Raw genomic sequence first — 22,250 nt, 5'->3', positions numbered from 1 at the left:
CACCCCGGATCTCGCGATGCCCGTCCGGAGTGACACCGGGCAAGGGGCGGGGAGGGCCGGAACAACAACCGTCCCCTCCATCGTCATCCCGGACGCAGCGCAGCGGAGATCCGGGACCGGGGAGCCCAGGATCTGCGAGCCCAGGATCTGCGAGCCCGGGACCGGAAAGGCGATAGAGGCAAGGCGCAAACTGCGGAAACCCATCAGCCGAACTCCCCTTGCACGAACCAGGCCGGGTGCTGGGGCGTGTGGAACAGCCACAGGCGCTGGCCCTGGTGGGTGGCGATGCGCCAGTAGTCGCGCAGGCCCTTGGCCCAGCTGTCGTCCAGATCCCACCAGGCAGGGGTGATCCGTTCCGGCCCCTCGGCCTCGAACACGGTCAGGGCCCGGCCGCGCCAGCGAAAGCGCCGGGGCGGTTCGAAGCCGGTGCCGGAAATCGGCTCGGGCGCGAACAGGCGGATCGGCCGCGGACGGTTGGCGGGCCAGGCTTGCGCCGGGCGGCTGTAGGCGGCCGGCACCAGCTTGAAGCTGCGCTCGGGAATGTGGCTGTCGACCGGCTGGAACCGCAGGATGTTGTCGAGGCCCACCCGGTTGCCGAGCTGGGTGATGAGATCGTCTAACCCGTCTTTCTCCAGGCCCTCGGTGCGGTCCAGCTGGCGCATGCCGAGCGGTTCCACCTCGGTTGCCTCCAGGCGGATCATGTCGATGCCATAGCCCGCATCGACCGCGCTGACCCCGCGCTCGAACAGGGCCAGGATCCGTTCCGGGTCGCGCATCGGCCGGGCGAGTTTCAGTTCCACCGCCTGGTTTTCCTGATCGACCCGGCGAAAGGTCAGCTTCAGGCTGCGTGCGCCCTTCTGCGCGGTGTCGAGCCGTTGGCACAGATGCGCGGTCAGCCGGCGTGCCGCAGCCATGACATCGTCCAGAAGGCCGATGGGGTCGGGCAGGGTCATGCGCACGGCAAAGCCCGGCTCCTCGCCAAGGGGAGAAATCTGCTCGGGCAGCGCCCCCAGCGCCTGGTCGAGGCGGCGCAGGACGTCGGGTTCGTACCGCCGGGCAACCGTGGCGCGCGGCAGATTGTAGAGCTGCGAAACCGTGGCGATGCCGAGCCGTTCCAGACTGGTGCAGGTCTGGTCGGACAGCCGCAGGGCCGACAAGGGCAGCGGGCCGATGCGGGCAAGGGTCTCGCCGGTCCCGGCAATGCCTTCGGCAAACCGGGACAGCGCCCAGGCCGTTCCCGGGGTATCGGCAAGGCCGAGCCGGGCGGTCAGCCCCGCCCGGGCCAGCCGGGCGCGGATGTCGTCCAGCAGCGGTTCCTCGCCGCCAAGCAGGTGAGCCGAGCCGGTGATGTCGAGAAAGAGGCCGTTGCGCCCGTCAAGGCCGACCCATGGGCAGTAACGGGTCGCCCACCGGGCCAGCAGCCTCAGGAAACGCTGGTCGGCGGCCGGGTCCGCCGGGCGGGTCAGCAGACCGGGGCAGAAGCTGCGCGCGTGAACCAGCATCATGCCGCGGTTGAGGCCGAAGCTTTCGGCACGCGGGCACAGGTCGTAAAGGCGTTCGGAATTGCGGTCGAAGAGGCTCAGCGCAAAGGGTGCGTCGACGGGCCGGGCACGCAGGGAGCTCTCAGCCGCCAGCCTCGGAAACCACAATGACACGATGCGCCGCTGCATCCCAACGTACTACCCATTCCGACAATGTTCCTATTTTGTTCTTTATAAGCGACCAGCGCCAATGAGTCGAGTCGTGACCATTTTGACGAGGCTCCGGTGCAAGACCGGAAGAGGGGGCGGATTGGGCCGGAAGACAGGTGCTGCGCCAGCGGGTTTCGGCGGCATTGCTGCCCGCGCCTTCCGGGATCAGCAGGATGGCCGTGGTGCGCCCGGCCTCGGCCGCCAGCTGCAGCCGGCGGCCCTCCGTCAGTCCGACGGTGCCGGAAAGTTCAGCCACCACCAGCCCGGCGGCGCCGGACCTGAGCGCGGTTTCCGCACTTGCCAGAGCAGTCAGCTGGTTGCCGGCGCGGGTCAGAAGCAGCCGGCCCGGATCGCAGTAGGCCGCAAGGCCTTCCGGGTTCACCGTCGGGCGCCAATCTTCCGAAATCCACACGACGGCCCCCTTGGCCATTCCGGCGGCGATCGCGGCAAAGCTCAACGCGCTGTCGCCGCACACTTCGTGCGCGCGGGCGTGTTTCAACGGAAAGACGGAGGAGAATTTCAAGGACATGCAAGGATCGTCTGTAGCAATCGGTTGAGCAAAGCCTAACTCATGGAAGCTGTTTGCGGAACCGGATACGGTCAGTATCCATTCCAAACAGCCGTTGCCGGGCACGAGCCGGGTTGCTATACGCCCGGCACAACAGGCAGGAAAGCACCAATGACCAGCAGCCTTCTGGACGGCCGGAAGATCAGGACGATTTCCATCGTCGGCAACGGACCGATTTCCGAGGCCGATGCGCCGGAAATCGACAAGGCGGACCTGGTGCTGCGCTTCAACAGTGCGCCGGCCCTCGGGGTTGCGGGCCAGCGGGTCGACATTCTGATGCTCAACCGGGCCCGGGTCTATATGTCGAAGCGGATCAACCCGCTTGCCCTGGAACGCGCGCCGGAAGTCTGGGTGAACGACATAAAGGAGAACGGCGAGGTCGACTGGCTGTTCGCGCGCGAATGCAAGCCGCGCTATCTCGGGTTCGGCCCGACGAACAAGGCGCGGGAACACCTCAAGAGATTCGATCCGTTCGACCGCAGCAACCCGACATCGGGCGCGTCCATCATCGCCGAATTCCTGGATGTTCTGCCGGACGCCGAAATTCACCTCTTCGGCTTCACCCATCAGGGCAAGCAGCACACCCACGACTGGGATGCGGAAAAGCAGTGGGTCCAGCAGCTCAGCGACGAGGGACGGATCCACAAACACCTGACACCAGGGCCGAAGCCCCGACGGAGCCTCAAGGGCAAGCTGGAATACGCCTTCCGGTTTCTGGAGAAGCGGGCCAAGCATTATCTCCACAACAAGATCCTGCATTCTTCCGAAAGCACGAAACGCCGGATCTTCGGACAGGACGCCTGAGGCGCCAAAAGCATCATAAAGATATCTGACAAGCACCCGCAAAGTGCCTTGCCGGGTCCGAAGTTCCGGCTTCGGGCCTGCAAGCGATTGAAAAAATCTGCACTTTCCACAGGCCGGTGAATGTCACCAAGAGTTCATATGAACGACTGAACAGTTTCATATGAGCCAACTAAATTCTGCAAAAAGTCCAGCATTAGCCGGGATTGCGGCAAGGGTGGAGCCGTGTCCGGGGGCACGCTTTTACTGTCGGACGAGAACTTGGCTTCCGCCGGAAATGCAGCCCTGGATCCCATCAAGGGTCGGGATTCTTCAAATTTCCTGCGTTCCCTCTTGCGGACGCGGTCAAGGCGTCTTTTAATGTTCATATGAGCGTCATATAACGTTCATATGAAAACAATACGAAACGCAGGCGTTATCGTTTCGGGTGCCGATGAAGCCATTTCGGCACCGAGAGAGAACCAACTGCTGACCGGGGCAAAGACGCCCTGCTAGATGGGAGCAAATGAACATGGCTTATCGCAAGACCGTCGCCAGCCTCGTGGCTGCGGCCGCCCTCCTGGGCACGTCCTCCGCTTCTTATGCGGCCACTGACATCACCTGGTGGCACGCCATGGGCGGCAAGCTCGGCGAAGTGGTTGTCGAAATTTCCAACGGCTACAACGGATCCCAGGACGCCTGCCAGATCACGCCGGTATTCAAGGGCACCTACGAAGAAACCCTGACCGCCGGTATCGCAGCGTTCCGCGCTGGCGAACAGCCGAACATCCTGCAGGTGTTCGACGCTGGCGCCGCCACCATCATCGGTGCCAAGGGTGCTGTCGTTCCGGTTGAAGACCTGCTCAACGAGAGCGGTGCCGAGTTCAACATCGAAGATTACATTGCCGGTGTCCGTTATTTCTATGCCGACAGCAACGGCAAGATGATCGGCATGCCGTTCAACTCCTCCGCTCCGATCCTCTACATCAACGACGATGCGATGAAGAAGGCCGGTGTTGCAGCTCCGAAGACCTACGAAGAGTTCGAAGCAATCGCTCCGAAGCTGAAGGAAGCCGGTTACGTGCCGCTCGTTCAGTCGCACCTGCCGTGGGAATTCGTCGAGAACTTCAAGTCCCGTCATAACCTGCAGTTCGCAACCAACAACAACGGTTACGACGGCGCAGAAGGCACCGAGCTGGTCTTCGGCGAGCCTATCAAGAACCACTTCAAGGCTGCCAAGAAGTGGCTCGACGAAGGTCTGTTCGGCTACTACGGCACCGGCTGGGGTGACAACCAGACCCCGTTCAACGAGGGCAAAGTGGCTCTGTGGATCGGTTCTTCCGGGTCCTTCGGCGGCATCGCCGACACGGTCGACTTCCCGTTCTCCGCAACCTACCTGCCTTACTGGGAAGCAGTTGAAGGCGCCAACAAGGCTTCCTTCATCGGTGGCGCGGCTCTGTTTGCAATGTCCGGCAAGCCGGCTGAAGAAAACAACTGCGTTGCATCGTTCTTTGAATACCTGACCTCTCCGGAAGTCCAGTACATGTGGCACAAGGAAACCGGTTACGTGCCGGTCACCGAAGCTGCCTATGAGCTGGCCAAGAAGGACGGCCACTACGAGCGCACCCCGGCAGCTGAAGTCGGCATCCAGCAGCTTTCCCTGGAAGGCGGCGAGTGGACCAAGGGCTACCGCATGGGCTTCTACGTCCAGATCCGCGACGTCATGAACCGCGAACTCGGCAAGGTCTTCTCAGGTGAGACCAGCGTCGACGACGCATTCGCGACCATCAAGGCCGACGGCGACAAGCTCCTTGAGCGTTTCGCCAAGACCACCAGCAACTAAGCTCGACTTAGTCGCCAGACCGATAGGGGCGCCTTGCGCCCCTATCGACCTTTGAGCGTGGCTGTATACGCATACCAATTCAGTCGAATATCATGCGTTTATGGCCCGGATCGACCGACATTCAGCCAGAGGGGTCTGGGTGGTCGGATGTCGATCCGCAGCGAAATGAATGAAGCCTCCGGCATTAGATCCAATGCCTGATGTTTCGGGCAGGTCGTCCCACAAGGGGAGGCCGGCGCCAATCGTTCCCGGTGGTCGAGAAACGAAATAATGAAAAAAGTCCAGTTTCAGTCTCCGTGGCTGCCTTACCTGCTGCTTCTGCCGCAGCTCGGCATCGTGACGGTTTTCTTCCTGTGGCCGGCCGCGCAAGCGATCCAGTCCTCCTTCTATCTCGAAGATCCGTTCGGTTTCGGCTCGACCTACGTCGGGCTCGATAATTTCAAGGACATGATCACATCGACCGACTACGGCCGGGTGGCGCGGTTCACGGCGGTCTTCACCTTCTTCGTGACATTCCTGTCGCTAGGGCTTGCTCTTCTGCTGGCGGTCAAGGCAGACAAGGTTCTGCGCGGTGCGTCTTCCTACAAGACCCTGCTGATGTGGGTCTATGCGGTTGCGCCGCCCGTCGCCGGCCTGATCGGCGTGCTTCTGTTCGACCAGCATGTCGGCCCCATCGTTGACTTGTTCGCCCTGTTCGGCTGGAAGATGCAGATCGGCGTAAGCTATTTCGACACCAGCTTTGCCATGATCGTCACCGCCGTCTGGAAGCAGATCCCGGTGAACTTCATCTTCTTCCTGTCCGGTCTGCAGGGCATTTCCAAATCCGTTCAGGAAGCCGCCAGCATCGACTGCCGGTCCGGTTTCCGGCGTTTCTGGACCGTAACCTTCCCGCTGCTGGCACCCACCGGCTTCTTCCTGCTGATCATCAACATCACCTACGCCTTCTTCGACACGTTCGGCATCATCGACGTCATCGTGAAGAACGAGCCCGGCAACAACCCGGTGACCCTTGTTTACAAGGTCTACCTGGACGGCTTCCGCGGCAACGACCTCGGCGGGTCCTCGGCCCAGTCCGTGATCCTGATGCTGATGGTGTTCATCCTGACAATCATCCAGTTCCGCCTGATCGAGCGGCGCGTGCACTACACGTAAGGGAGGCGACGATGAAAAAACTGCAGATCTCGGATCACGTCATTCTTCTTCTCGGCGTCTTCTTCATGGTCACTCCGGTCGTGTTGGCGTTTCTGACCAGCACGCACGATGCGATCACCATCTACAAGGAAGGCATCCAGTTCACGCCGGGTGGCAAGTTCTTCGAGAACTATCAGACGGTCCTGTTCGAGGCCGGTGGCTTCACCAAGGAAGTCGACGGCTTCGTCATGCTCAAGAACTCGATGATCCTCGGCCTTGGCTTTGCCATAGGCAAGATCGTCATTTCCATGCTTGCGGCCTATGCCATCGTCTATTTCCGCTTTCCGATGGCAACCCTCTGCTTCTGGGTGATCTTCGCAACGCTCCTGCTGCCGCTGGAGGTGCGCATTTTGCCGTCTTATGAAATCGTCCAGTCCCTCGGCATGGTGAACACCTATTCCGGCCTGATCGTGCCGCTTATCGCTTCGGCAACCGGCACCTTCTTCTTCCGGCAGTTCTTCATGTCGGTACCGGACGAACTTTTGGAAGCCGCCCGCATCGACGGAGCAGGTCCCTGGAAGTTCTTCAAGGACATCCTGGTACCGCTGTCTCAGACCATGATCGCGGCAATCTTCATCATCATGTTCGTCTATGGCTGGAACCAGTACCTCTGGCCGACGCTGATCACCACCGACGAGAGCCTGTTTACCCTGGTTCGCGGCATCAAGCAGATCCTGCAGGTCTGGGTCGGTGCCCAGATCCCGGACTTCAACGAGGCCATGGCACTGGCGATCCTCGCCATCGTGCCGCCGGTGCTCATCGTGGTGATTTTCCAGAGCTGGTTCGTCAAAGGGCTCGTCGAGAGCGACAAGTGAGGTTTTTAGATAAATGGCAACGATAACTCTCGACAAGGTCCGCAAGGTCTACGGCGGCAGTGTGGAAGCGGTCAAAGGCGTTTCCATCGACATCGCGGACGGTGAATTCATCGTCCTGGTCGGTCCGTCCGGCTGCGGCAAGTCCACACTGCTGCGCATGATGGCAGGCCTTGAGGAAATCACCACCGGCGACATCAAGATCGGCGACCGCGTCGTCAACAACGTCGATCCGGCGGATCGCGACATCGCAATGGTGTTCCAGAACTACGCGCTCTATCCGCACATGTCGGTCTACAACAACCTTGCCTACGGCCTCAAAAACCGCGGCATGGCCAAGGACGAGATCGATCGCCGGGTCAAGGAAGCCGCGCGCATCCTGGAAATCGGCGACTACCTGGAGCGCAAGCCGCGGGCACTTTCCGGCGGCCAGCGCCAGCGCGTTGCCATGGGCCGCGCCATCGTGCGCGAACCTGCGGCCTTTCTCTTCGACGAACCGCTGTCCAACCTTGATGCCAAGCTGCGTGTGCAGATGCGCGTCGAGATCAAGCGCCTGCAGCGCTCGCTCGGCACCACCAGCGTCTACGTCACCCACGACCAGCTGGAAGCGATGACACTGGCAGACCGGCTCGTGGTTCTGAATGGCGGCAACATCGAGCAGATCGGCGCGCCGATCGATGTCTACGACAAGCCGGCCTCCACCTTTGTGGCCAGCTTCATCGGTTCGCCGGCCATGAATCTGCTGAAGGTCAAGGCGGATGGGAACGGTCTTGCTCTTGCAACCGGCACCGGCCTCAAGGGCGCCAATGCCAAGGGCCGTGATGCCTACACCATCGGTATCCGGCCGGAGCATCTCGAAGTGGTGACTGCACCCGGTGAAGGCGAAGGCCTTCATCTGGAAGCCAGCGTCAACGTGCTCGAGCCGGTCGGCGCGGAAAGCTATCTCTATTCCAGCTTTGCCGATGGCGGGGACGAGATCCTGGTTCGCGTGTCGAGCCATGCCCGTCATGAGCCGGGCGAGAAGCTTTATCTGCGGGCGGCTCCGGAAAACGTTCACTACTTCGACGCTGAAACCGGACGGCGGATCGACTGATCAGGAAACGTCAGGCGAGGCGGTTTAACGAGGGCCGCCGGACCAGGACAGAGCCACCCCGGGGAACCGGGGTGGCTTTTTGTTTTTGGCAATTCGAACATCCTCCTGACGGTGCTTGTCAGGAGAGCGGCAGGAGATGTCTGGAACTCCTTCGGAAGCTCTGGCAAACACCTCGAAACCGCTTCAGGGAGAAACCTTTGGAACCCTTCAAGAACAACATTTCACCGGATCTGGTGCGCTGCATCGGCAGCCATGTCGCGCAACATCATGCCGGTTTCGACCGGTTGGGCTTTGAAGCGGATATCCTGGAAGAGCTCGACAGCCTGGAACTCAAGCAGCGTGCTGCGCTGATCGCAAGGCAACTGGATCATCATCTGCCACGGGAACTGTCCGCCCGCTTTGCCATCCTGCAGGCCATGCTGCATCCGATGACGGAGGTCGCCTTCGACAGGGGCAGCGACGAGCAGGGTATCCGAGGGTGGGGCATGATGCCGCTCGGCATGGTCGTTGCGGCAAGTGGCCTGGAGGATTTCGAAGCTTCGTTCGTGCTGTTGAAGGAAATGACCAAGCGGGCGACGGCCGAATTCGACGTGCGCCCCTTCCTGGCCAGGGACCAGGACCAGGCACTCGCCATCATGGCACCCTGGGTGAAGGACGAGAGCGTCCATGTCCGCCGGCTGGTTTCCGAAGGAACCCGGCCGCGCCTGCCGTGGGGCATGCGGCTCCAGGCTCTGGTGGCAGACCCCACACCCACTCTGCCGCTTCTGGAAGCCCTGAAGGACGATCCGGAGGACTATGTTCGCCGGTCGGTAGCCAATCACCTCAACGATATCGCCAAGGACCATCCTGAACTGGTGGCCGATATCGCGAAACGTTGGCTGAAGGGGGCGGACAGGAACCGTGAAAAACTCGTACGTCACGCCTGCCGGTCGCTGATCAAGCAGGGCCACACGGCAACACTGGAAGCCTTCGGGCTCAATCCGCCGGAGATCCGGGTCGAAGGCCCGCAGGTCCTGACGGCCGAGGTTGCTTATGGAGACGCCCTCGGCTTCAACATCGAGCTGGTTTCGACCAGCAGTAAAACGCAGGATCTGGTGATCGACTACCTGATCCATTTCAGGAAAGCCAACGGCACGCTGGCGCCCAAGGTGTTCAAATGGACCAAGCTGACACTGGCTCCGGGGGAACGGCTGACCCTGTCCCGCAGCCACGCCATCCGACCGATCACAACACGTGTCTACTACGGTGGCAAACAGGCGGTCAGCCTCAGGATCAACGGTCAGGATTTCGGATTTTCGGAGTTCGAGCTGGTGATGGAAAAAGAATAAGTCTTTCGAGAAAATATGCAGTCCTAATATAGTTTGTCTTTGGTTTCGATTTTTCGCATCAAAATAGCCAGAGCAAGAACGGCTGTGTACATCGAAAAAAGAAAAAGTCCGTAAAATAAATGGTTTAAAAACACTAAGTTGCTATTCAATTGCGTCAATAAATAGTAAGAAGTCCATCCGACGAAACAAATTACAAATTCGTTGAAGAATGATGGGTCTTCCTGCTTTCTTTTTCTTTTTAAGAGCTGCCCGAGCAACATGATTGTAAGAGATGCTAGGGCCCAAAAAAGCTTATCGGCACTCCTCGATTTTTCTTCAGCCATGAGGATTAAAAAGTAAGCTGGCCATCCCACCGCTAACGCAATTGCCGCAATCTTGAAGTCTCTGTCGCTCACTGAACTTGCCTTATCAAAGCCGCTTAAGCCTGAGCATCCCCAAAATCCCGAGCGCCGGGCCGATGGCCATCAGGACAAACACGCCGGGCCAGCCGATCAGCTCAGCGCCAAGCGGCGTCAGTTGGACCGTGAAGAAGGTCAGCGCGAAGCCGAGGGCGGTCTGGAAGCTCATCAGGCTGCCGGCCTGGTCGGGCGGAGCGTAGTCGGCGACAAGGGCCGAGAACTGGGCCGAATCCGGCAGGATGGAGGCGCCCCAGATGAGGACGCACAGGATTGTTAGCCAGACGGGACCGCCGAAGGTGAGGGCCGAGGCGAGCGCGGCGGTGCCACTGATGACCATGGCGGCAATCGCGATGTTCGCCTTGCCGATGCGGTCGGCCATGATCCCCGCGACAACGCAGGCAGCACCACCCGCTGCAATGGTCAGAAACGCGATCAGGCGAGACAGCGGGATCGCGGTTTCTGCGGGCATATGGGCGGAGAAGGAAACGGCAAGAGCAACGCCGATCCAGGCCCACATGGCGTAAAGCTCCCACATGTGGCCGAGATAGCCCGCATAGGCATAGCGGATCTTTGGGTTTGTCCACGCGGTGAAGATGGCCTTCATCTTCATGCGGGGCGCCTTGGCATGGAACGGCCCGAGACCGGCAAAAAGGCACAGCACGCCACCTGCAGCGGACGCAAGAGAGGCAACGCTCAAGCTCCAGCGCCAGTCGGTGCCACCAAGCAAGGCCAGAAGATGAGGGGCGGCGGACCCGAAGGTGAGCGCGCCGACAAGCGTACCGACCAGAAACCCGCGATCCTTCTGGCCCCAGCCGACGGCGATCTTCATGCCGACCGGATAGACGCCCGCAAGCAGGACGCCGGTTGCAAAACGCGCAAGGATAGAGGTCAGCCCTCCCGGCTCGACCACCAGCAGGCTTGCGTTGAACAGGGCAGCGGTGATCGCGCTGAAAGCGAAGAACCGCCGAGGGTCGATCCTGTCGGCGAGGCCAAGAAAGGCCGACGCGACGGCGCCGAACACGAAACCGATCTGGACGGCGCTGGAAAGAGCGGCCTGGGCAAAGTCGGATATGGGAAATTCACGGGTCAGATCGGGCAGGATCGCTGCGGACATGAACCACAGGCTCATGGCGGCGATCTCGGCCAGCATCAGCAGGCCGAGTGATCGCCATTTGCCCGCCATCTCACCCGGCAAGACCCAGTTCCTTCTGCTGCTTCCTGGTCAGCTTGGCCGCAATGATCTTGTGCGCGGCTTCGATATAGGCCTTCAGGTCCGCATCGGACAGCGCGCCTTCTTCTTCCATCTGCACCCATTTGGCACGGGCAAGATAAGGCGCGGGGATCATTCCTTCCTGCTGGGTGAGCAGGGAATAGGAAATATCGGAGCATTTGAAGCTGAACCGCGGAAAATCGCCTTCCCCCCAACCAGAGCAGATGGCGAAGATCTTGCCGCCAACCTTCCAGACCGATGCATTGCCCCATTGGATCACATGCGTGGTTGCCGGAAGCATTTTGCAGAAGGCGTCAAAGTCGTCGCGGGTCATTGGCGTGCTCGTAAAGTCGTGGGACCGGAAGCGGGGTCCGTCGGCAGGAGCGGCAGAGTGGCTTTTCCAGCTGAATCACGCAAGCTGCATCGCGATGAAAAAAACGTGTCACACATTCCAGCCCCGCGCTCTCTAACATTACGAGACACCAAGAGACGGAACACGACATGACGGCAATCAGCGTAAAAACGGAAACGGTCCGGGCGGCCCAGGAAGGTGACAGGATTGCTCTGGAACGGGTTCTGGAGGGCGTACAGGACCAGATCCATCATCTGGCCCGCCGCATTCTGGTCAATCCGGAAGATGCGCGCGAGGCGACGCAGGAAATTCTCATCCTGATCCTGACAAAACTTTCAACCTTCAAGGGCGAGAGCCGGTTTTCGACCTGGGTTTACCGCGTGGCCGTTCGCTACCTGGTGAGCGCCAAGAAGGTTCGAGACCGGGATCTCGGACTGACATTCGATGCCTTTGCTGCCGATCTGGAAGACGGCCTGGTGTCGGAACCGCCCAAGGCGCCGGACGATGTGCTTCTGCTGAATGAACTCAGGATTTCCTGCACCATGGCCATGCTGCTTTGTCTGACCATGGACCTGAGACTGGCCTATGTGCTGGGCGATATCCTGGAACTGGAACACGGCGAAGCCTCCAGCATCCTGGAAATTGCTCCTGCGGCCTACCGCAAGCGGTTGTCGCGGGCACGGGAGGAAGTGATGGCGTTTACCTCGCGCCACTGCGGCATCGTTTCGTCAAAGGCGAAATGCAATTGTCCGAAGCGGCTTCCTGCAGCCGTCGCTTCCGGCCGAATTCAACCCGGATCCTATCCCAATTCCGCCGGAGGGGCGCAAACCTATCACGACGCCCGGCGGCAGGTCGCATCGGTGATCGACGGTCTGAAGGCCTTTGAACTTCAGAATGCGGTTCCCCGGCAACGTTGCCCTGAAGACATCCGTGTTCAGCTGACCGAGATCCTGTCCCCCGGCCACTGACGCAACCAGCCCCGCCAGTAATCGCACAATGCATCAACCAGCCCGGCAACGGGCGGGACTGGCACCGCCTTGCCGATCGAAAGGAAGACCTCCGTGACCCACTTGAAACACCTCGCAGCCATGGCGGCCACCGTTGCCGTCGTCACCTTTTCCCAACCCAGCCTCGCAGAAGGAAAGAAAGACATGAGCCCGGAACAACAGAACGTCATCACCCTTATCGAAAAAATGACGACCTCCTTTGAAAAGGGAGACATCGATACGGTGATGCAGACTTATGAACCAAGCCAGAGCATTGCTTTCGAACCCGGAAACCCGGTGTCCGACAGCACCCTGGCGCGCGAATTGTTTCACCAGTTCCGCTCCGTTTCGCCGAAATTCACCTATTCCGGCCACGAAGTGATCGTGGAAGGCGATCTTGCTGTCCACATCGCACCCTGGACGATGACCGGCACCGATCCGGAAGGAAAACCGGTGGCCGGCGAAGGCCTTTCCATAGCCGTGTTGCGGCGGCAGCCCGATGGCAGCTGGAAGATGGTGATCGACAATCCCTATGGCAGCCGCCTGATCCCGGCTGCGAACTGAACCGCGTCAGGTAGCCGGTACTGCCGGAGAAACGGTGACACGGGCCTGGCCTGCGCAGCCGCGATCTGTTGCGCGCTTGCCAGGCGGGTCGCCGCAAGGGGCCTCGGAGATACTCCGGGGCCTCTTCCGTCTGTGGGGGTGACCAAGGCACATCCTCACGAATCTCATCACGGCCAGCCGGCGTCGTTTACGGGCCAGCCTCTTTCCGAGTTTGTGCAGCCGGACATGTTCCGGGATCTGCTGCGGCCAGAATTCCGCATGATGCGGATAGAGTGATCTGACTGGATCGTCCCAGGCGGGAAGGCGGCTGACACAGTGTTTTTTTCGCAACGGCAAGGAATAGGGAATGAGCATCTGCTGCTCCCTTCAATTTTGATTTTGTTGAAGAGGTATTTGCAGATAGTCTCACTGGACGCGCCTATTCCCATGTTTTCTAATTGAAAACGAGATTTCAAAAATGAAACGAAATATCGATTGGGAAGATCTTCGACTGTTCCTGGCTGTCGCGAAAGCAGGTGGCCTTGCCGGAGCGGCTGACAAGACCGGCGTCAGTTCCGCAACGCTCGGTCGCCGGGTTGCCGCTCTGGAGAAAAGCCTCGACGTTCGCCTTGTGGAGCGCGAGGCACGAGGTTACCAGCTGACCGCCGCCGCACATGATCTCCTGCGCTACCTGGAAGACATGGACCAGACCGCCCGCAGCATCGATGCGTGGAAAGAAGGAGAAGGCCTGCGCCGGAGGATCCGGATATCGGCGGGAGACTGGACCGCGCGGCTGCTCATCGACAACCTGTCGTCCTTCTGGACCCCAGACGCGGGCTGGCTGCCGGAAATCCTTGCGGATCTCAGAAACCGGGACATTGCCCGCCGGCAGATCGATATCGGTATCCGCAACAGCCGGCCCAAACAGGCCTGGTTGGCCGGACAGAAGGTTGGAAAGGTCCAATATGCCGCCTATCAGGCTGCAAAGGTTTCGAACGCTGCGGAGCTTGGTTGGGTCGGGCTGGTGGAAGACGATGCCCATTCGCCGACGGGTCTCTGGCTGAAGGAGAACCATGGCACTGATGCGGTAATCACCGTCAACAAGGCCTCGCTTGCTCTTTCACTCGTACGAAAAGGCAATGCCCGCATGCTGTTGCCGACCTTTGTCGGCGATGCATATCCCGATCTGATGCGCATCGAAGGCCCGTTCGATACCATGGAAACCGAGCGGTGGCTGGTCATGCATCAGGACGAGCGCCATGTACCAACAGTTCGCCAGGCGGTATCCGCTCTGACGAAGTTCTTGAAACAGAACCCGATTTTGTCTTCGTTCTCCTGAATAATTCACAGAACAGTGAAAGCAAAAATGGGTGAAAGCATGGCTCCTTGAATCAATTTTAACGAAGCTCCATATTTAATCATGAAAGGAACCGGTTGGTTCCGGTCCGGATGCCTTGAAAGGGTCCGGGCGCAAGGTCGCTTCGACAAGGACTTTGAGGATGTCACGCATGTCAGCGTTTTCTAGCCCGTTCATGCTCGGGTTCGACGATATCGAGCGCGTGCTCGATCGCGTCTCCAAGGCCGCCAACGACGGTTATCCGCCCTATAACATCGAGAGACTTCCGAAAACAGAAGATCAAGGCGATGTCATTCGGATCACCCTGGCGGTGGCAGGGTTCACACGAGAGCAGCTTGAAGTCTCGGTAGAAGAGAGTCAGCTGGTCATCCGGGGTCGTCAGGTGGACGACAAGACCCGGCAGTATCTGCATCGCGGCATTGCCGCCCGTCAGTTCCAGCGGGCCTTTGTCCTGGCCGAGGGGATCGAGATCCTTGGAGCCGACCTGAAAGATGGGCTTCTGTCCATCGACCTGGCACGCCCGGAACCGGAGCGTGTCATCAGAAAAATAGAAATCTCCAGCGGCGAATGAACGCTCGTCGGCCAACATATGGAGAATGACTGATGCAAAACCCCAATAGCCCGTCATGGGCAGACCGCACGCTACTTTCCGAATTCATGTCGGTCGATGAACTGACCGAACTGGGCACCGGAGATGTCGCCTACATCAAGCCGATCAAGGCCCGGGATCTGAAGGAAATGTTTCCGGATGTCCCGCCGCTGCACGACAACATGACGCTTTACGCGCTTCTCAATGCAGACGGTACGCCGATCCTGCTGGCAGACAGCCGCGAAGCTGCCGTTGCCAATGCCTTTGAAGCAGAACTGGAAATGGCGTCACTGCACTGACCTCAACTGACAAGACTGCAAAACGAATGCGACACCGGCCATCTGGCCGGTGTTTTTGCTTTTGAGGCCCTGTATGAGCGGGCACCGGTCTCACTGCTTCACAGGTGAGTGCTTCCAAATGGTGAAGCCCGGGGCCTTTGGTTATCGAATGAAAGTATTCCCCACAAACGAAACGCCCGCAGAAGCAGGACTTCTGCGGGCGTTCTTGTGTCGGGCAGCAGGCCGGCGCCTGATCAGGTGAGGGCCGGTTCCCGGGTTTCGGCCTTTGCCTTGGCAGCAGGTTCACCGCCATCTGCCGGAGGTGTCTTCGGTCGTTCGGACGGTCCGGTGGAAGAGGTCGCAGGCGGTTTGCGCCAGGGCTGGCTCTTGTACCAGCCAGCCACATAGGCAACGGCAATCAGCGCCACGAAACCGAGCAGGTTCGACAGGACCTGCGGAAGCCATTCGCCGCGGCCCCAGACCATGTCGCGCAGGATGCCCGCAGCCTGCGCAATGACCAGGCTTGCCATGAACACGGGCAGTGACTGCTGTCCGACTTTCTGGACAACGCGCACGAAGCGGCCCCAGATCTCGCCATGTCCGAGCAGGCGTCTGCCGTGCTCACCGGCAGCAACCCAGGCCAGATAGGCAAGGGCCAGGAAGTGCAGATAGCGGAACAGGCCGAATTCCGTCTTGATCCAGAGCGGCTTGATGATCTCGCGGATTTCGCGGGCCCAGACCAGGTTCAGGTGATTTTCCTGATAGGCGCGGAAGTAGGCGAAGGGAACCGTGGCGACAAGCACCACCGCGCAAAGCACGATCAAGGTCTTGTTGACGGGAGGTGCCGGTATCCAGCCGCGCATGAACGCAAAGCCGGTGAAGAACAGCATCTGCCAGGCGAAGGGATTGAAGAACCATTCCCGGTCTGACCAGGGCTCGGCCGGCAGGCTCAGAAGGTCGAACTGGGCAGCCAGCCACAGGCCGATCGACAATGCGAAAGCGCCCGGCACGGAATAGCGGGCGACAAGCATGATCGCCGGGATCAGCGACAGGATCACCACATACATCGGCAGAATGTCGAAGTAGTTGGGCACCCAGGTCATCGTCAGCAACCCGGGCAGGGCCATTTCGGCGTTGTCATAGAGATGAAGGAGGTTGAGCGAGGCGACATAATTTTCTTCCAGGCCGCAGCACTCAGCCAGGTAACCGCTGTTCTGAAGCATGACAAGGCCGACGGCGAGGACCAGGAACTGGCCGATATGCGCCCAGTACACCTGCCACATGCGGTGCAGGATGCGTGCTGCCCCCATGCCCCAGCCATGAACGTCGAAGATCTTGCCGAAGGCGAGCGCGGAGGCCATGCCCGAACAGAAGACGAAGATTTCAGTCGCATCGGAAAACCCGAACCGGGCGGGAATCCAGAGCGTCCACCAGTTCCAGGGCAGGTGGGCAACGTAGATAATGAACATTCCAAGGCCGCGGAAGAAATCTAGCCGCGGATCGCGTGGGCGTTTCGTTTGTGTGTGAGCGTTCACGTTGGGTCCAGAGATAATTGGTCAGTCGAGAGCCGGCAGTGGGTCAGACCGAGCCGGTAGCCCTGAGTTTTTGGTCTTCCATCACTCGGTGGGCGCGGTGCATTTTGTCGCATATTTCAAGACGTTGTTCGGCGAATCTATCCAGTGCACCGCGTTTGTGCGTCCGGCTGTTGAGCAGCCGTTCCGCATCTTCCGGCATGCCTGCTCGCAGGGCTGCATCGATTGTGATTCGCTCGAAGACATCGCGCTGAGCGTGCGAGCCGCCGACCATGTATAGATTGTCTCTCGCCGAGTCCAGCAGGGCAAACGCGGAGGCATAATTGCCCTTCCGGTACTGTTCCAGGCCGAGGCCGGTCGGCAGTCCGGTTTCCGCGGTGATCCGGCCAAGATCCGTTTCGGTTTGCGCCCGTTCCTTCAGTCCGGTCAGCAACCGCTCGGCACCCATGCGGCGGCCACCGTTCAACAGGGCCAGCAGGTAATGCAGGTCGGCGAAGACATTGCAGCCGTCTTCGGCGCGCTTGTCGGACAAAAGTGCCAACTCGTCCCAGCGAGGGCCGGTATCGACCCCTTCAAGCTCCAGGCGAACAAGCAGCGAGGCCGCATTGGAAATGTCGCGGTAGTCGTCGGTCTTGTCCTTGCGGATGTCGGTGTCATAGAGCGCAAGTGCCTTGTCGGCCTGGCCCTGGTCCAGATACATCAACGCCAGGTGCCACCAAACGTGATAGCCGAAGTTGTTGCAGTGGGCCCAGCCTTCCGGCTGTGTTTCCAGCCAGCCGGCCCCTTCTTCGGAACGACCGGTCATGTCGTGCACATGGGCGACGGCGTGAAGGCCCCAGGCATCATCGCGGGCAAATTCCAGTCCCTTGCGGCCGGCAGCTTCTGCCAGGCGGTAGTCGCCGGTTTCTTCCAGAGAAAACGCCCGGCAGCCAAGCATGTAGCCATAGGCCGGGTGGGTTTCGCCATAGGCCGCATGCACCCGCTCGATCGACTGGCGCATGCCCGTGGCATCGCCCAGCACGAAGCGGATCGCGTGAACCAGTTTCATGATCAGGGCATCTTCGGGAACCGTCACCAGCACGGTATCTAGAAGGTCGGCAGATCTTGTGGGATATCCCTGCAACCAGGACCCGAGGGCGTCGACCACGGCAAGTTCGCGTGCGGTAACCGGCGTATGCTGGACCGAGGTTCTGGCAATCGCCAGGCATTCCTGTGCCGTCGCGGTCAGTTCCTTTCGGCCAAGCAGCAGGCAAAAAATCCCGCGTGCTGCATGCCCAAGCGCGAAGTCTGGCGCCAGGGCGAGGCAGGTCTCGAGATGTTGGGGAGTAGTCCTGCCATGCGCCAGAAAGGCTTTCACCGTCTCGTTCCAGGCGGTCAAGGCTTCCTTGTCCGACAGGGTAAGCTCATATCCGAATTGATCAGTTAGACGCATAACAGGCCTTTTTGTTTCTCATTCCGGTCCTCTGAAACCGGGTCCCGCCAACTGCGGCTGTAAATGGCCGGATGGCTGAATATTCCTATCCAAAATCCGCAGGCGGCACTTGAACTGCAAAACACAAAAAGGTGTTGGCAATGTGTAGGTGAAGAAAAGACACCTTCGTTGCGAAATTAAGGCGGGAAGTGCAAGTCTTCGTATCGGGGTTTTAAAGTCGGATCTGCGCGGGAGCAGGAACACATGGTCTTGGCCGTCGGGAAAACTCAAGCATCCGTCGTCGCCATTGCGGGCGGCCTTCTGGCCATGGTCGCACTGGGGGCCTATGGCGAAGCCGGTCCGCGCCAGGCCGTGGCGGTCCTGATCGGCGGTCTCGCAGGCCTGTCGCTCTATCATGCAAGCTTTGGTTTCACGGCCGCATGGCGACGGATCGTGACTGAAAAACGCGGCGGTGGGCTCAGGGCGCAATTCGTTCTCATTCTTCTGACCAGTGCGGTTTCCTTTCCCCTGATTGCCTGGGGGCATGCGCTTGGCTGGCCCACGGGCGGCTTCGTCTTTCCCTTCGGAGTGGCGGCTGCCTTCGGTGCCTTCCTGTTCGGTCTCGGCATGCAACTGGGCGGCGGCTGCGGATCCGGCACGCTGTTTACCGCCGGTGGCGGTTCCACCCGCATGATGATCACCCTGGCGTGCTTTGTCCTCGGGTCAGTGGCTGCCACGGCGCATCTGCATCTCTGGGGCCGCTTGCCCAAATTGCCGCCGATGTCCCTCATCCGGGAATTCGGCCCGCATGGCGCTTTTCTTCTGACCGCGCTCATCCTCGGCCTATTGGCAATTGCAACCATCATCATAGAGCGGCGCGCTCATGGCTCGATTGCCCAACCGAAGCCGACAGTTTCGTTTCTCAGCGGTCCCTGGTCCCCCATGCTGGGTGCGGTGATGCTGGCGATCGTCGGCATTGCCACATTCGTGGTGATTGGACGCCCCTGGGGCATCACCTCTGCCTTTGCACTTTGGGGCGGCAAGCTTTTTCACGCGGCAGGCGTGCCGGTGGACAGCTGGCCCTACTGGACCTGGCAGCGCGGAGCTTTGGAAAACTCCGTGCTGCGCGACACGACCTCCGTCATGGACTTCGGCATCATTCTGGGTGCAATGGCGGCAGCGGGCCTCGCCGGACGCTTTGCTCCGGTCTGGCGTCTGAACCGCCGCGACGTGCTGACGGCAATCGCGGGCGGGCTGATGATGGGCTACGGCGCCCGCCTGGCGTATGGCTGCAATATCGGTGCTTACCTGGGCGGTCTGGCGTCGGGCTCGCTGCACGGCTGGCTGTGGCTGGTCTTTGGCTTCCTTGGCAGTCTTGCCGGAACCCGCGTGCGCTTGCGGCTTGGCATGGACTGACGACGTCCTGAAGCACACCGCATTGTGACGCGTTCGTGAGGCTGGCCCCGCTAGAGTGCGCGGCATTGCAACATCGCCTGCGGGAGAAAGAAGATGCGTCTGTTTGCCCTGGTTGTCGTCACAAGCCTGTTTGCCGTCGGATTGGCCAGAGCGGACAGCCTGACCGATCGCGAAGGCTGGCAGGTCCTGCCCACGACCAAAAGTTACCCTGCGCTGGTTGATGATCTCAAAAGTGCGATCGAGGGAGAAGGCATGCTGCTGGTAACCCAGGCCAGTGCCTCGGACGGTGCGAAGGGCAGGGGAATTACCATTCCCGGCAACCGCATCATTGGCGTCTATCGCAATGATTATGCCGTCCGGATGCTGGAAGCCTCCGTTGCCGCGGGTATCGAAGCACCGATCCGGTTCTATGTCACCGAAAACACCGACGGCACCGCAACGCTTTCCTGGAAAACGCCCGGTTTTGTCTTCGCACCCTACATGGACGAGGGCGGCTCGGCCCTGCAAGAACTTGCAAGGGAACTCGATCAGGTCTTCACCTCGATCGCCGACAAGGCTGTTGCCGCACAGTGACAGTCCTGTGAATTGCGTAATCGATTGGCAACCAAGCCTTGTTTTTGGGCTTGTGAAACTGTCTGGGCGACCCCACACTCTTAGTGTGTTCAACAACTGAAAGGAGGTGTGCCCATGTCTAATGAGTATCGGTGCGTGGCCCAAGTGTCTGGGCGGAATCGAACGGTGCTGGAGCAGCCTCTGGTAGTGAGAGATTTCGCTGGGATCTGATCCGGGACTTGTGTCACGTCGATCTCATGGGAGGGCCGCTAGCGCGGCCCTCTTTTGTTTTTGAAGCCTCGTTGGCCTTTTCAGGGCCCTGCCTCGTTCCATATTTCAGCGGGGCATCCCGGACGCAGCGTAGCGAAGATCCGGGATCTTGTGGGCTGGACAGCCGATCGGCGTGCTGACGGAACTCAGATCAGGCCGACAGACTTACGTACATCCTCGTCGCGCAGCGAGCAATCCACACCCCGGTAGGCATCGCCCGCGGGCGTGCACAGCCAGCAAATGGCTTCACCGACCCAACTGGCCGGAATATGCACCGACGGATCCAGCTGGCTGACCGGGTTCAGTCCGGAGGCCTTGATATCGACCTGCATCTGCGTTGCGACCGTGCCCGGGCTGAGGCCGACGATACGCAGGCCCTTGTCACCGAATTCCTTGTCCGCACAGCGGGTGAGGGAAAGCGCAGCCGCCTTGGAAGCACAGTAATGGCTCCAGCCTTCCAGCGCACTGACCGCAGCTCCCGAGCTGATGTTGACAACGGTACCGGCGCCCTTGGCCAGCATATGCGGCGCCACGGCACGCAGGCCGTAGTAGACGCCCTTTACATTGATATCGATGACCTTGCCCCACTCCGCCGGATCGCTGTCCTCGATCCGGGAGATCGGTTCGATCACGCCGGCATTGTTCACCAGGATGTCGAGGCCACCATAGGTGTCGATAGCCGTCTGTACTGCCTTGACCACCTCGTCATAATCCGCGACGTCGCAAACGACTGCCGTTGCATCGCGGCCTTCCGCGCGGATTTCGCCGGCGATGCGTTCGATATCCGTGCCCGAGCGTGCCGCCAGAAGGACCTTGGCACCATATTTCGCCAGGCTGCGGGCGGCAGCTTCTCCAATGCCTCGGCTCGCGCCCGTCACCAGGGCAACTTGTCCCGACAAATCAAACATGTAACGTTCCCGTTCTGGATGGGCCTTTACGGCCTCTGGACCTGCCGGTATTCGCGGACGTTTGCACAAACGTCGGAATGCGGGCGGGTTCTGACAAAGGTTCGAGCGTCCTGCATTCAGCGGAATTCAGGAGGCTCTGGTTGATCGACAGCGGACATTAGTGCGGTCGGCCGTGAGAATAAACAGCTTGTTTGCAACAGCATCGTGCGGCATCTGCACGAATGATCCAGCCAGCGCGCACAGCGTATGCCGGTCAGTTCGCAAGGAAACAGGGGAAGCCGATGGCGGACACGAAGCGGAGTTTGCAGACGATCCTGCGCCAGCTCTATTTTGGCGACACGGTCGGGTCGCGGGCCTTCCGGTATGCGCTTTTGCTGTTCGACCTGGTCACCATCGGTTATTTCATCGTCTCGTCGATGATCGACAAGGACCGCATCCATCATGAGCTGGATTATGCGATCGCCGCGGTTCTTGCACTCGACTATGTTGCGCGTCTGATCGCCGAAAGACGGCGGACCAAATACGTCTTCAGCTTCACATCGCTTGCTGACCTTGTGGTGATCGTCTCTCTGGTCGCTCCGGCCTTCTTCGAGAATTTCGCCTTCCTGCGCGTTGTGCGCATGCTGCGGCTGATGCGCTCCTATCACCTGCTGAAGGAGCTGCGCCAGGCGTCGAAATGGTTCCGCCGCAACGAGGAGATTTTTCAGTCGGGCATCAACCTGATCGTCTTCATTTTTGTCGTGACGGCCCTCGTCTTCGTGGTCGAGAACGACCGAAACGCCAACATCAACAATTATCTCGACGCGCTCTATTTCACCGTAACCACGCTGACGACAACCGGCTTCGGCGACATCACCATGACCGACAGCGTCGGCCGGCTGATGACGGTGGTGATCATGATCTTCGGCGTCGCCCTGTTCCTGCGACTGGTGCAGACGATCTTCCGCCCGGCAAAGGTCAATCTGTCGTGCCCCGATTGCGGTCTCAACAGGCACGATCCGGATGCGGTGCACTGCAAGCATTGTGGCCGAATTCTCAATATTCCGACAGAAGGCACATGGGACTAGCCACCTTGCAGGACTGAAGCCCTCTCGCCGATTTGTGAAGACGAACCGCTGGACAAAAGCCGTCCGGAAGCCATC

Annotated in this window: 22 protein-coding genes; 14 read left to right on the top strand and 8 right to left on the bottom strand. The window is 60.0% G+C overall.

All coding sequences use genetic code 11. From position 1 onward, the window contains the following. Positions 1–203 precede the first annotated feature (203 nt). A complete protein-coding gene (locus ACP90_RS24975) occupies positions 204–1,670 on the bottom strand; it encodes a DNA polymerase Y family protein (RefSeq protein ID WP_062490659.1) in 1,467 nt (488 codons plus the stop codon). Further along, complete coding sequence (locus ACP90_RS24970; RefSeq protein WP_022999626.1) at positions 1,624–2,220, bottom strand: hypothetical protein; 597 nt, start codon at positions 2,218–2,220, stop codon at positions 1,624–1,626. The genes ACP90_RS24975 and ACP90_RS24970 overlap by 47 nt, the downstream gene beginning before the upstream one ends. A gap of 150 nt (positions 2,221–2,370) precedes the next feature. Here ACP90_RS24970 and ACP90_RS24965 point away from each other — a divergent pair, with 150 nt between their 5' ends. From ACP90_RS24965 to ACP90_RS24935, 6 genes are all read left to right on the top strand, one after another. Then, positions 2,371–3,063 carry a hypothetical protein gene (locus ACP90_RS24965; RefSeq protein WP_062490658.1) on the top strand — a complete coding sequence of 231 codons (693 nt, stop codon included), beginning with the start codon at positions 2,371–2,373 and terminating at the stop codon, positions 3,061–3,063. A gap of 508 nt (positions 3,064–3,571) precedes the next feature. Then, on the top strand, positions 3,572–4,882 hold the full coding sequence (locus ACP90_RS24955; RefSeq protein WP_062491980.1) for an extracellular solute-binding protein: 1,311 nt from the start codon (positions 3,572–3,574) through the stop codon (positions 4,880–4,882). 270 nt (positions 4,883–5,152) lie between these two features. Then, the gene (locus tag ACP90_RS24950; protein ID WP_055657334.1) at positions 5,153–6,034 is read left to right on the top strand and encodes an ABC transporter permease subunit; all 882 of its coding nucleotides are present in this window, start codon (positions 5,153–5,155) and stop codon (positions 6,032–6,034) included. A gap of 11 nt (positions 6,035–6,045) precedes the next feature. Then, complete coding sequence (gene ugpE / locus ACP90_RS24945; RefSeq protein ID WP_022999630.1) at positions 6,046–6,888, top strand: sn-glycerol-3-phosphate ABC transporter permease UgpE; 843 nt, start codon at positions 6,046–6,048, stop codon at positions 6,886–6,888. A 13-nt stretch (positions 6,889–6,901) separates the two neighbouring features. After that, positions 6,902–7,978: a sn-glycerol-3-phosphate import ATP-binding protein UgpC gene (locus ACP90_RS24940; RefSeq protein ID WP_022999631.1), complete on the top strand. Its 1,077-nt coding sequence runs from the start codon at positions 6,902–6,904 to the stop codon at positions 7,976–7,978. A gap of 197 nt (positions 7,979–8,175) precedes the next feature. Then, on the top strand, positions 8,176–9,306 hold the full coding sequence (locus ACP90_RS24935) for a DNA alkylation repair protein (protein WP_062490655.1): 1,131 nt from the start codon (positions 8,176–8,178) through the stop codon (positions 9,304–9,306). A 23-nt stretch (positions 9,307–9,329) separates the two neighbouring features. Here the strand turns inward: ACP90_RS24935 and ACP90_RS24930 are convergent, their stop codons facing one another. Genes ACP90_RS24930 through ACP90_RS24920 form a run of 3 tightly spaced genes read right to left on the bottom strand, consistent with a single transcriptional unit; the run spans position 9,330 to position 11,248 of the window. Further along, a complete protein-coding gene (locus ACP90_RS24930; RefSeq protein WP_062490654.1) occupies positions 9,330–9,701 on the bottom strand; it encodes a hypothetical protein in 372 nt (123 codons plus the stop codon). A 13-nt stretch (positions 9,702–9,714) separates the two neighbouring features. Next, positions 9,715–10,899, bottom strand: coding sequence for an MFS transporter (locus ACP90_RS24925; protein WP_208993404.1), 1,185 nt, complete (start codon positions 10,897–10,899; stop codon positions 9,715–9,717). After that, positions 10,889–11,248, bottom strand: coding sequence for an MmcQ/YjbR family DNA-binding protein (locus ACP90_RS24920; RefSeq protein ID WP_062490652.1), 360 nt, complete (start codon positions 11,246–11,248; stop codon positions 10,889–10,891). The genes ACP90_RS24925 and ACP90_RS24920 overlap by 11 nt, the downstream gene beginning before the upstream one ends. 167 nt (positions 11,249–11,415) lie before the next feature. Between ACP90_RS24920 and ACP90_RS24915 the strand changes: the two genes are divergently transcribed. The 5 genes from ACP90_RS24915 (at position 11,416) to ACP90_RS24895 (ending at position 15,040) form a co-directional block, all read left to right on the top strand. Continuing rightward, positions 11,416–12,234, top strand: coding sequence for an RNA polymerase sigma factor (locus ACP90_RS24915; protein WP_062490650.1), 819 nt, complete (start codon positions 11,416–11,418; stop codon positions 12,232–12,234). Positions 12,235–12,327: 93 nt separating this feature from the next. Further along, positions 12,328–12,816, top strand: a complete 489-nt coding sequence (locus tag ACP90_RS24910) for a DUF4440 domain-containing protein (protein WP_145915836.1) — start codon at positions 12,328–12,330, stop codon at positions 12,814–12,816. Positions 12,817–13,273: 457 nt separating this feature from the next. Continuing rightward, entirely contained in the window at positions 13,274–14,134 is an 861-nt protein-coding gene (locus ACP90_RS24905; protein ID WP_062490646.1) for a LysR family transcriptional regulator, read from the top strand. 160 nt (positions 14,135–14,294) lie between these two features. After that, a complete protein-coding gene (locus ACP90_RS24900) occupies positions 14,295–14,723 on the top strand; it encodes an Hsp20 family protein (protein ID WP_006934007.1) in 429 nt (142 codons plus the stop codon). Positions 14,724–14,755: 32 nt separating this feature from the next. Further along, positions 14,756–15,040, top strand: coding sequence for a DUF1150 domain-containing protein (locus tag ACP90_RS24895; RefSeq protein WP_031268868.1), 285 nt, complete (start codon positions 14,756–14,758; stop codon positions 15,038–15,040). A 233-nt stretch (positions 15,041–15,273) separates the two neighbouring features. Here ACP90_RS24895 and ACP90_RS24890 read toward each other — a convergent pair whose 3' ends face one another. Continuing rightward, positions 15,274–16,554: an OpgC domain-containing protein gene (locus tag ACP90_RS24890; RefSeq protein ID WP_208993403.1), complete on the bottom strand. Its 1,281-nt coding sequence runs from the start codon at positions 16,552–16,554 to the stop codon at positions 15,274–15,276. 43 nt (positions 16,555–16,597) lie between these two features. Then, positions 16,598–17,983: a tetratricopeptide repeat protein gene (locus ACP90_RS24885; RefSeq protein ID WP_055657352.1), complete on the bottom strand. Its 1,386-nt coding sequence runs from the start codon at positions 17,981–17,983 to the stop codon at positions 16,598–16,600. Positions 17,984–18,226: 243 nt separating this feature from the next. Here ACP90_RS24885 and ACP90_RS24880 point away from each other — a divergent pair, with 243 nt between their 5' ends. Beyond that, positions 18,227–19,378 carry a YeeE/YedE family protein gene (locus tag ACP90_RS24880; RefSeq protein ID WP_062490642.1) on the top strand — a complete coding sequence of 384 codons (1,152 nt, stop codon included), beginning with the start codon at positions 18,227–18,229 and terminating at the stop codon, positions 19,376–19,378. Positions 19,379–19,471: 93 nt separating this feature from the next. Next, positions 19,472–19,951 (top strand): DUF302 domain-containing protein, encoded by a 480-nt coding sequence (locus tag ACP90_RS24875; protein ID WP_062490640.1) that lies wholly within the window; start codon positions 19,472–19,474, stop codon positions 19,949–19,951. A 395-nt stretch (positions 19,952–20,346) separates the two neighbouring features. Here the strand turns inward: ACP90_RS24875 and ACP90_RS24870 are convergent, their stop codons facing one another. Further along, a complete protein-coding gene (locus ACP90_RS24870) occupies positions 20,347–21,108 on the bottom strand; it encodes an SDR family oxidoreductase (protein ID WP_022999646.1) in 762 nt (253 codons plus the stop codon). Positions 21,109–21,389: 281 nt separating this feature from the next. Here ACP90_RS24870 and ACP90_RS24865 point away from each other — a divergent pair, with 281 nt between their 5' ends. Then, positions 21,390–22,175, top strand: a complete 786-nt coding sequence (locus ACP90_RS24865) for an ion channel (protein WP_055659316.1) — start codon at positions 21,390–21,392, stop codon at positions 22,173–22,175. Positions 22,176–22,250 lie beyond the last annotated feature (75 nt).

This window comes from Labrenzia sp. CP4 (genome assembly GCF_001579905.1).
Classification (GTDB): domain Bacteria; phylum Pseudomonadota; class Alphaproteobacteria; order Rhizobiales; family Stappiaceae; genus Roseibium; species Roseibium algicola.
This window is presented reverse-complemented; position numbering and strand designations above follow the sequence as displayed.

What these genes read in the sequence shown, in the direction of transcription:
- ACP90_RS24975 (WP_062490659.1), bottom strand. Translation starts at nt 1,670, where the DNA reads ATGCAGCGGCGCATCGTGTCATTGTGGTTTCCGAGGCTGGCGGCTGAG.
- ACP90_RS24970 (WP_022999626.1), bottom strand. Translation starts at nt 2,220, where the DNA reads ATGTCCTTGAAATTCTCCTCCGTCTTTCCGTTGAAACACGCCCGCGCG.
- ACP90_RS24965 (WP_062490658.1), top strand. Translation starts at nt 2,371, where the DNA reads ATGACCAGCAGCCTTCTGGACGGCCGGAAGATCAGGACGATTTCCATC.
- ACP90_RS24955 (WP_062491980.1), top strand. Translation starts at nt 3,572, where the DNA reads ATGGCTTATCGCAAGACCGTCGCCAGCCTCGTGGCTGCGGCCGCCCTC.
- ACP90_RS24950 (WP_055657334.1), top strand. Translation starts at nt 5,153, where the DNA reads ATGAAAAAAGTCCAGTTTCAGTCTCCGTGGCTGCCTTACCTGCTGCTT.
- ugpE (WP_022999630.1), top strand. Translation starts at nt 6,046, where the DNA reads ATGAAAAAACTGCAGATCTCGGATCACGTCATTCTTCTTCTCGGCGTC.
- ACP90_RS24940 (WP_022999631.1), top strand. Translation starts at nt 6,902, where the DNA reads ATGGCAACGATAACTCTCGACAAGGTCCGCAAGGTCTACGGCGGCAGT.
- ACP90_RS24920 (WP_062490652.1), bottom strand. Translation starts at nt 11,248, where the DNA reads ATGACCCGCGACGACTTTGACGCCTTCTGCAAAATGCTTCCGGCAACC.
- ACP90_RS24915 (WP_062490650.1), top strand. Translation starts at nt 11,416, where the DNA reads ATGACGGCAATCAGCGTAAAAACGGAAACGGTCCGGGCGGCCCAGGAA.
- ACP90_RS24905 (WP_062490646.1), top strand. Translation starts at nt 13,274, where the DNA reads ATGAAACGAAATATCGATTGGGAAGATCTTCGACTGTTCCTGGCTGTC.
- ACP90_RS24900 (WP_006934007.1), top strand. Translation starts at nt 14,295, where the DNA reads ATGTCACGCATGTCAGCGTTTTCTAGCCCGTTCATGCTCGGGTTCGAC.
- ACP90_RS24895 (WP_031268868.1), top strand. Translation starts at nt 14,756, where the DNA reads ATGCAAAACCCCAATAGCCCGTCATGGGCAGACCGCACGCTACTTTCC.
- ACP90_RS24885 (WP_055657352.1), bottom strand. Translation starts at nt 17,983, where the DNA reads ATGCGTCTAACTGATCAATTCGGATATGAGCTTACCCTGTCGGACAAG.
- ACP90_RS24880 (WP_062490642.1), top strand. Translation starts at nt 18,227, where the DNA reads ATGGTCTTGGCCGTCGGGAAAACTCAAGCATCCGTCGTCGCCATTGCG.
- ACP90_RS24875 (WP_062490640.1), top strand. Translation starts at nt 19,472, where the DNA reads ATGCGTCTGTTTGCCCTGGTTGTCGTCACAAGCCTGTTTGCCGTCGGA.
- ACP90_RS24870 (WP_022999646.1), bottom strand. Translation starts at nt 21,108, where the DNA reads ATGTTTGATTTGTCGGGACAAGTTGCCCTGGTGACGGGCGCGAGCCGA.
- ACP90_RS24865 (WP_055659316.1), top strand. Translation starts at nt 21,390, where the DNA reads ATGGCGGACACGAAGCGGAGTTTGCAGACGATCCTGCGCCAGCTCTAT.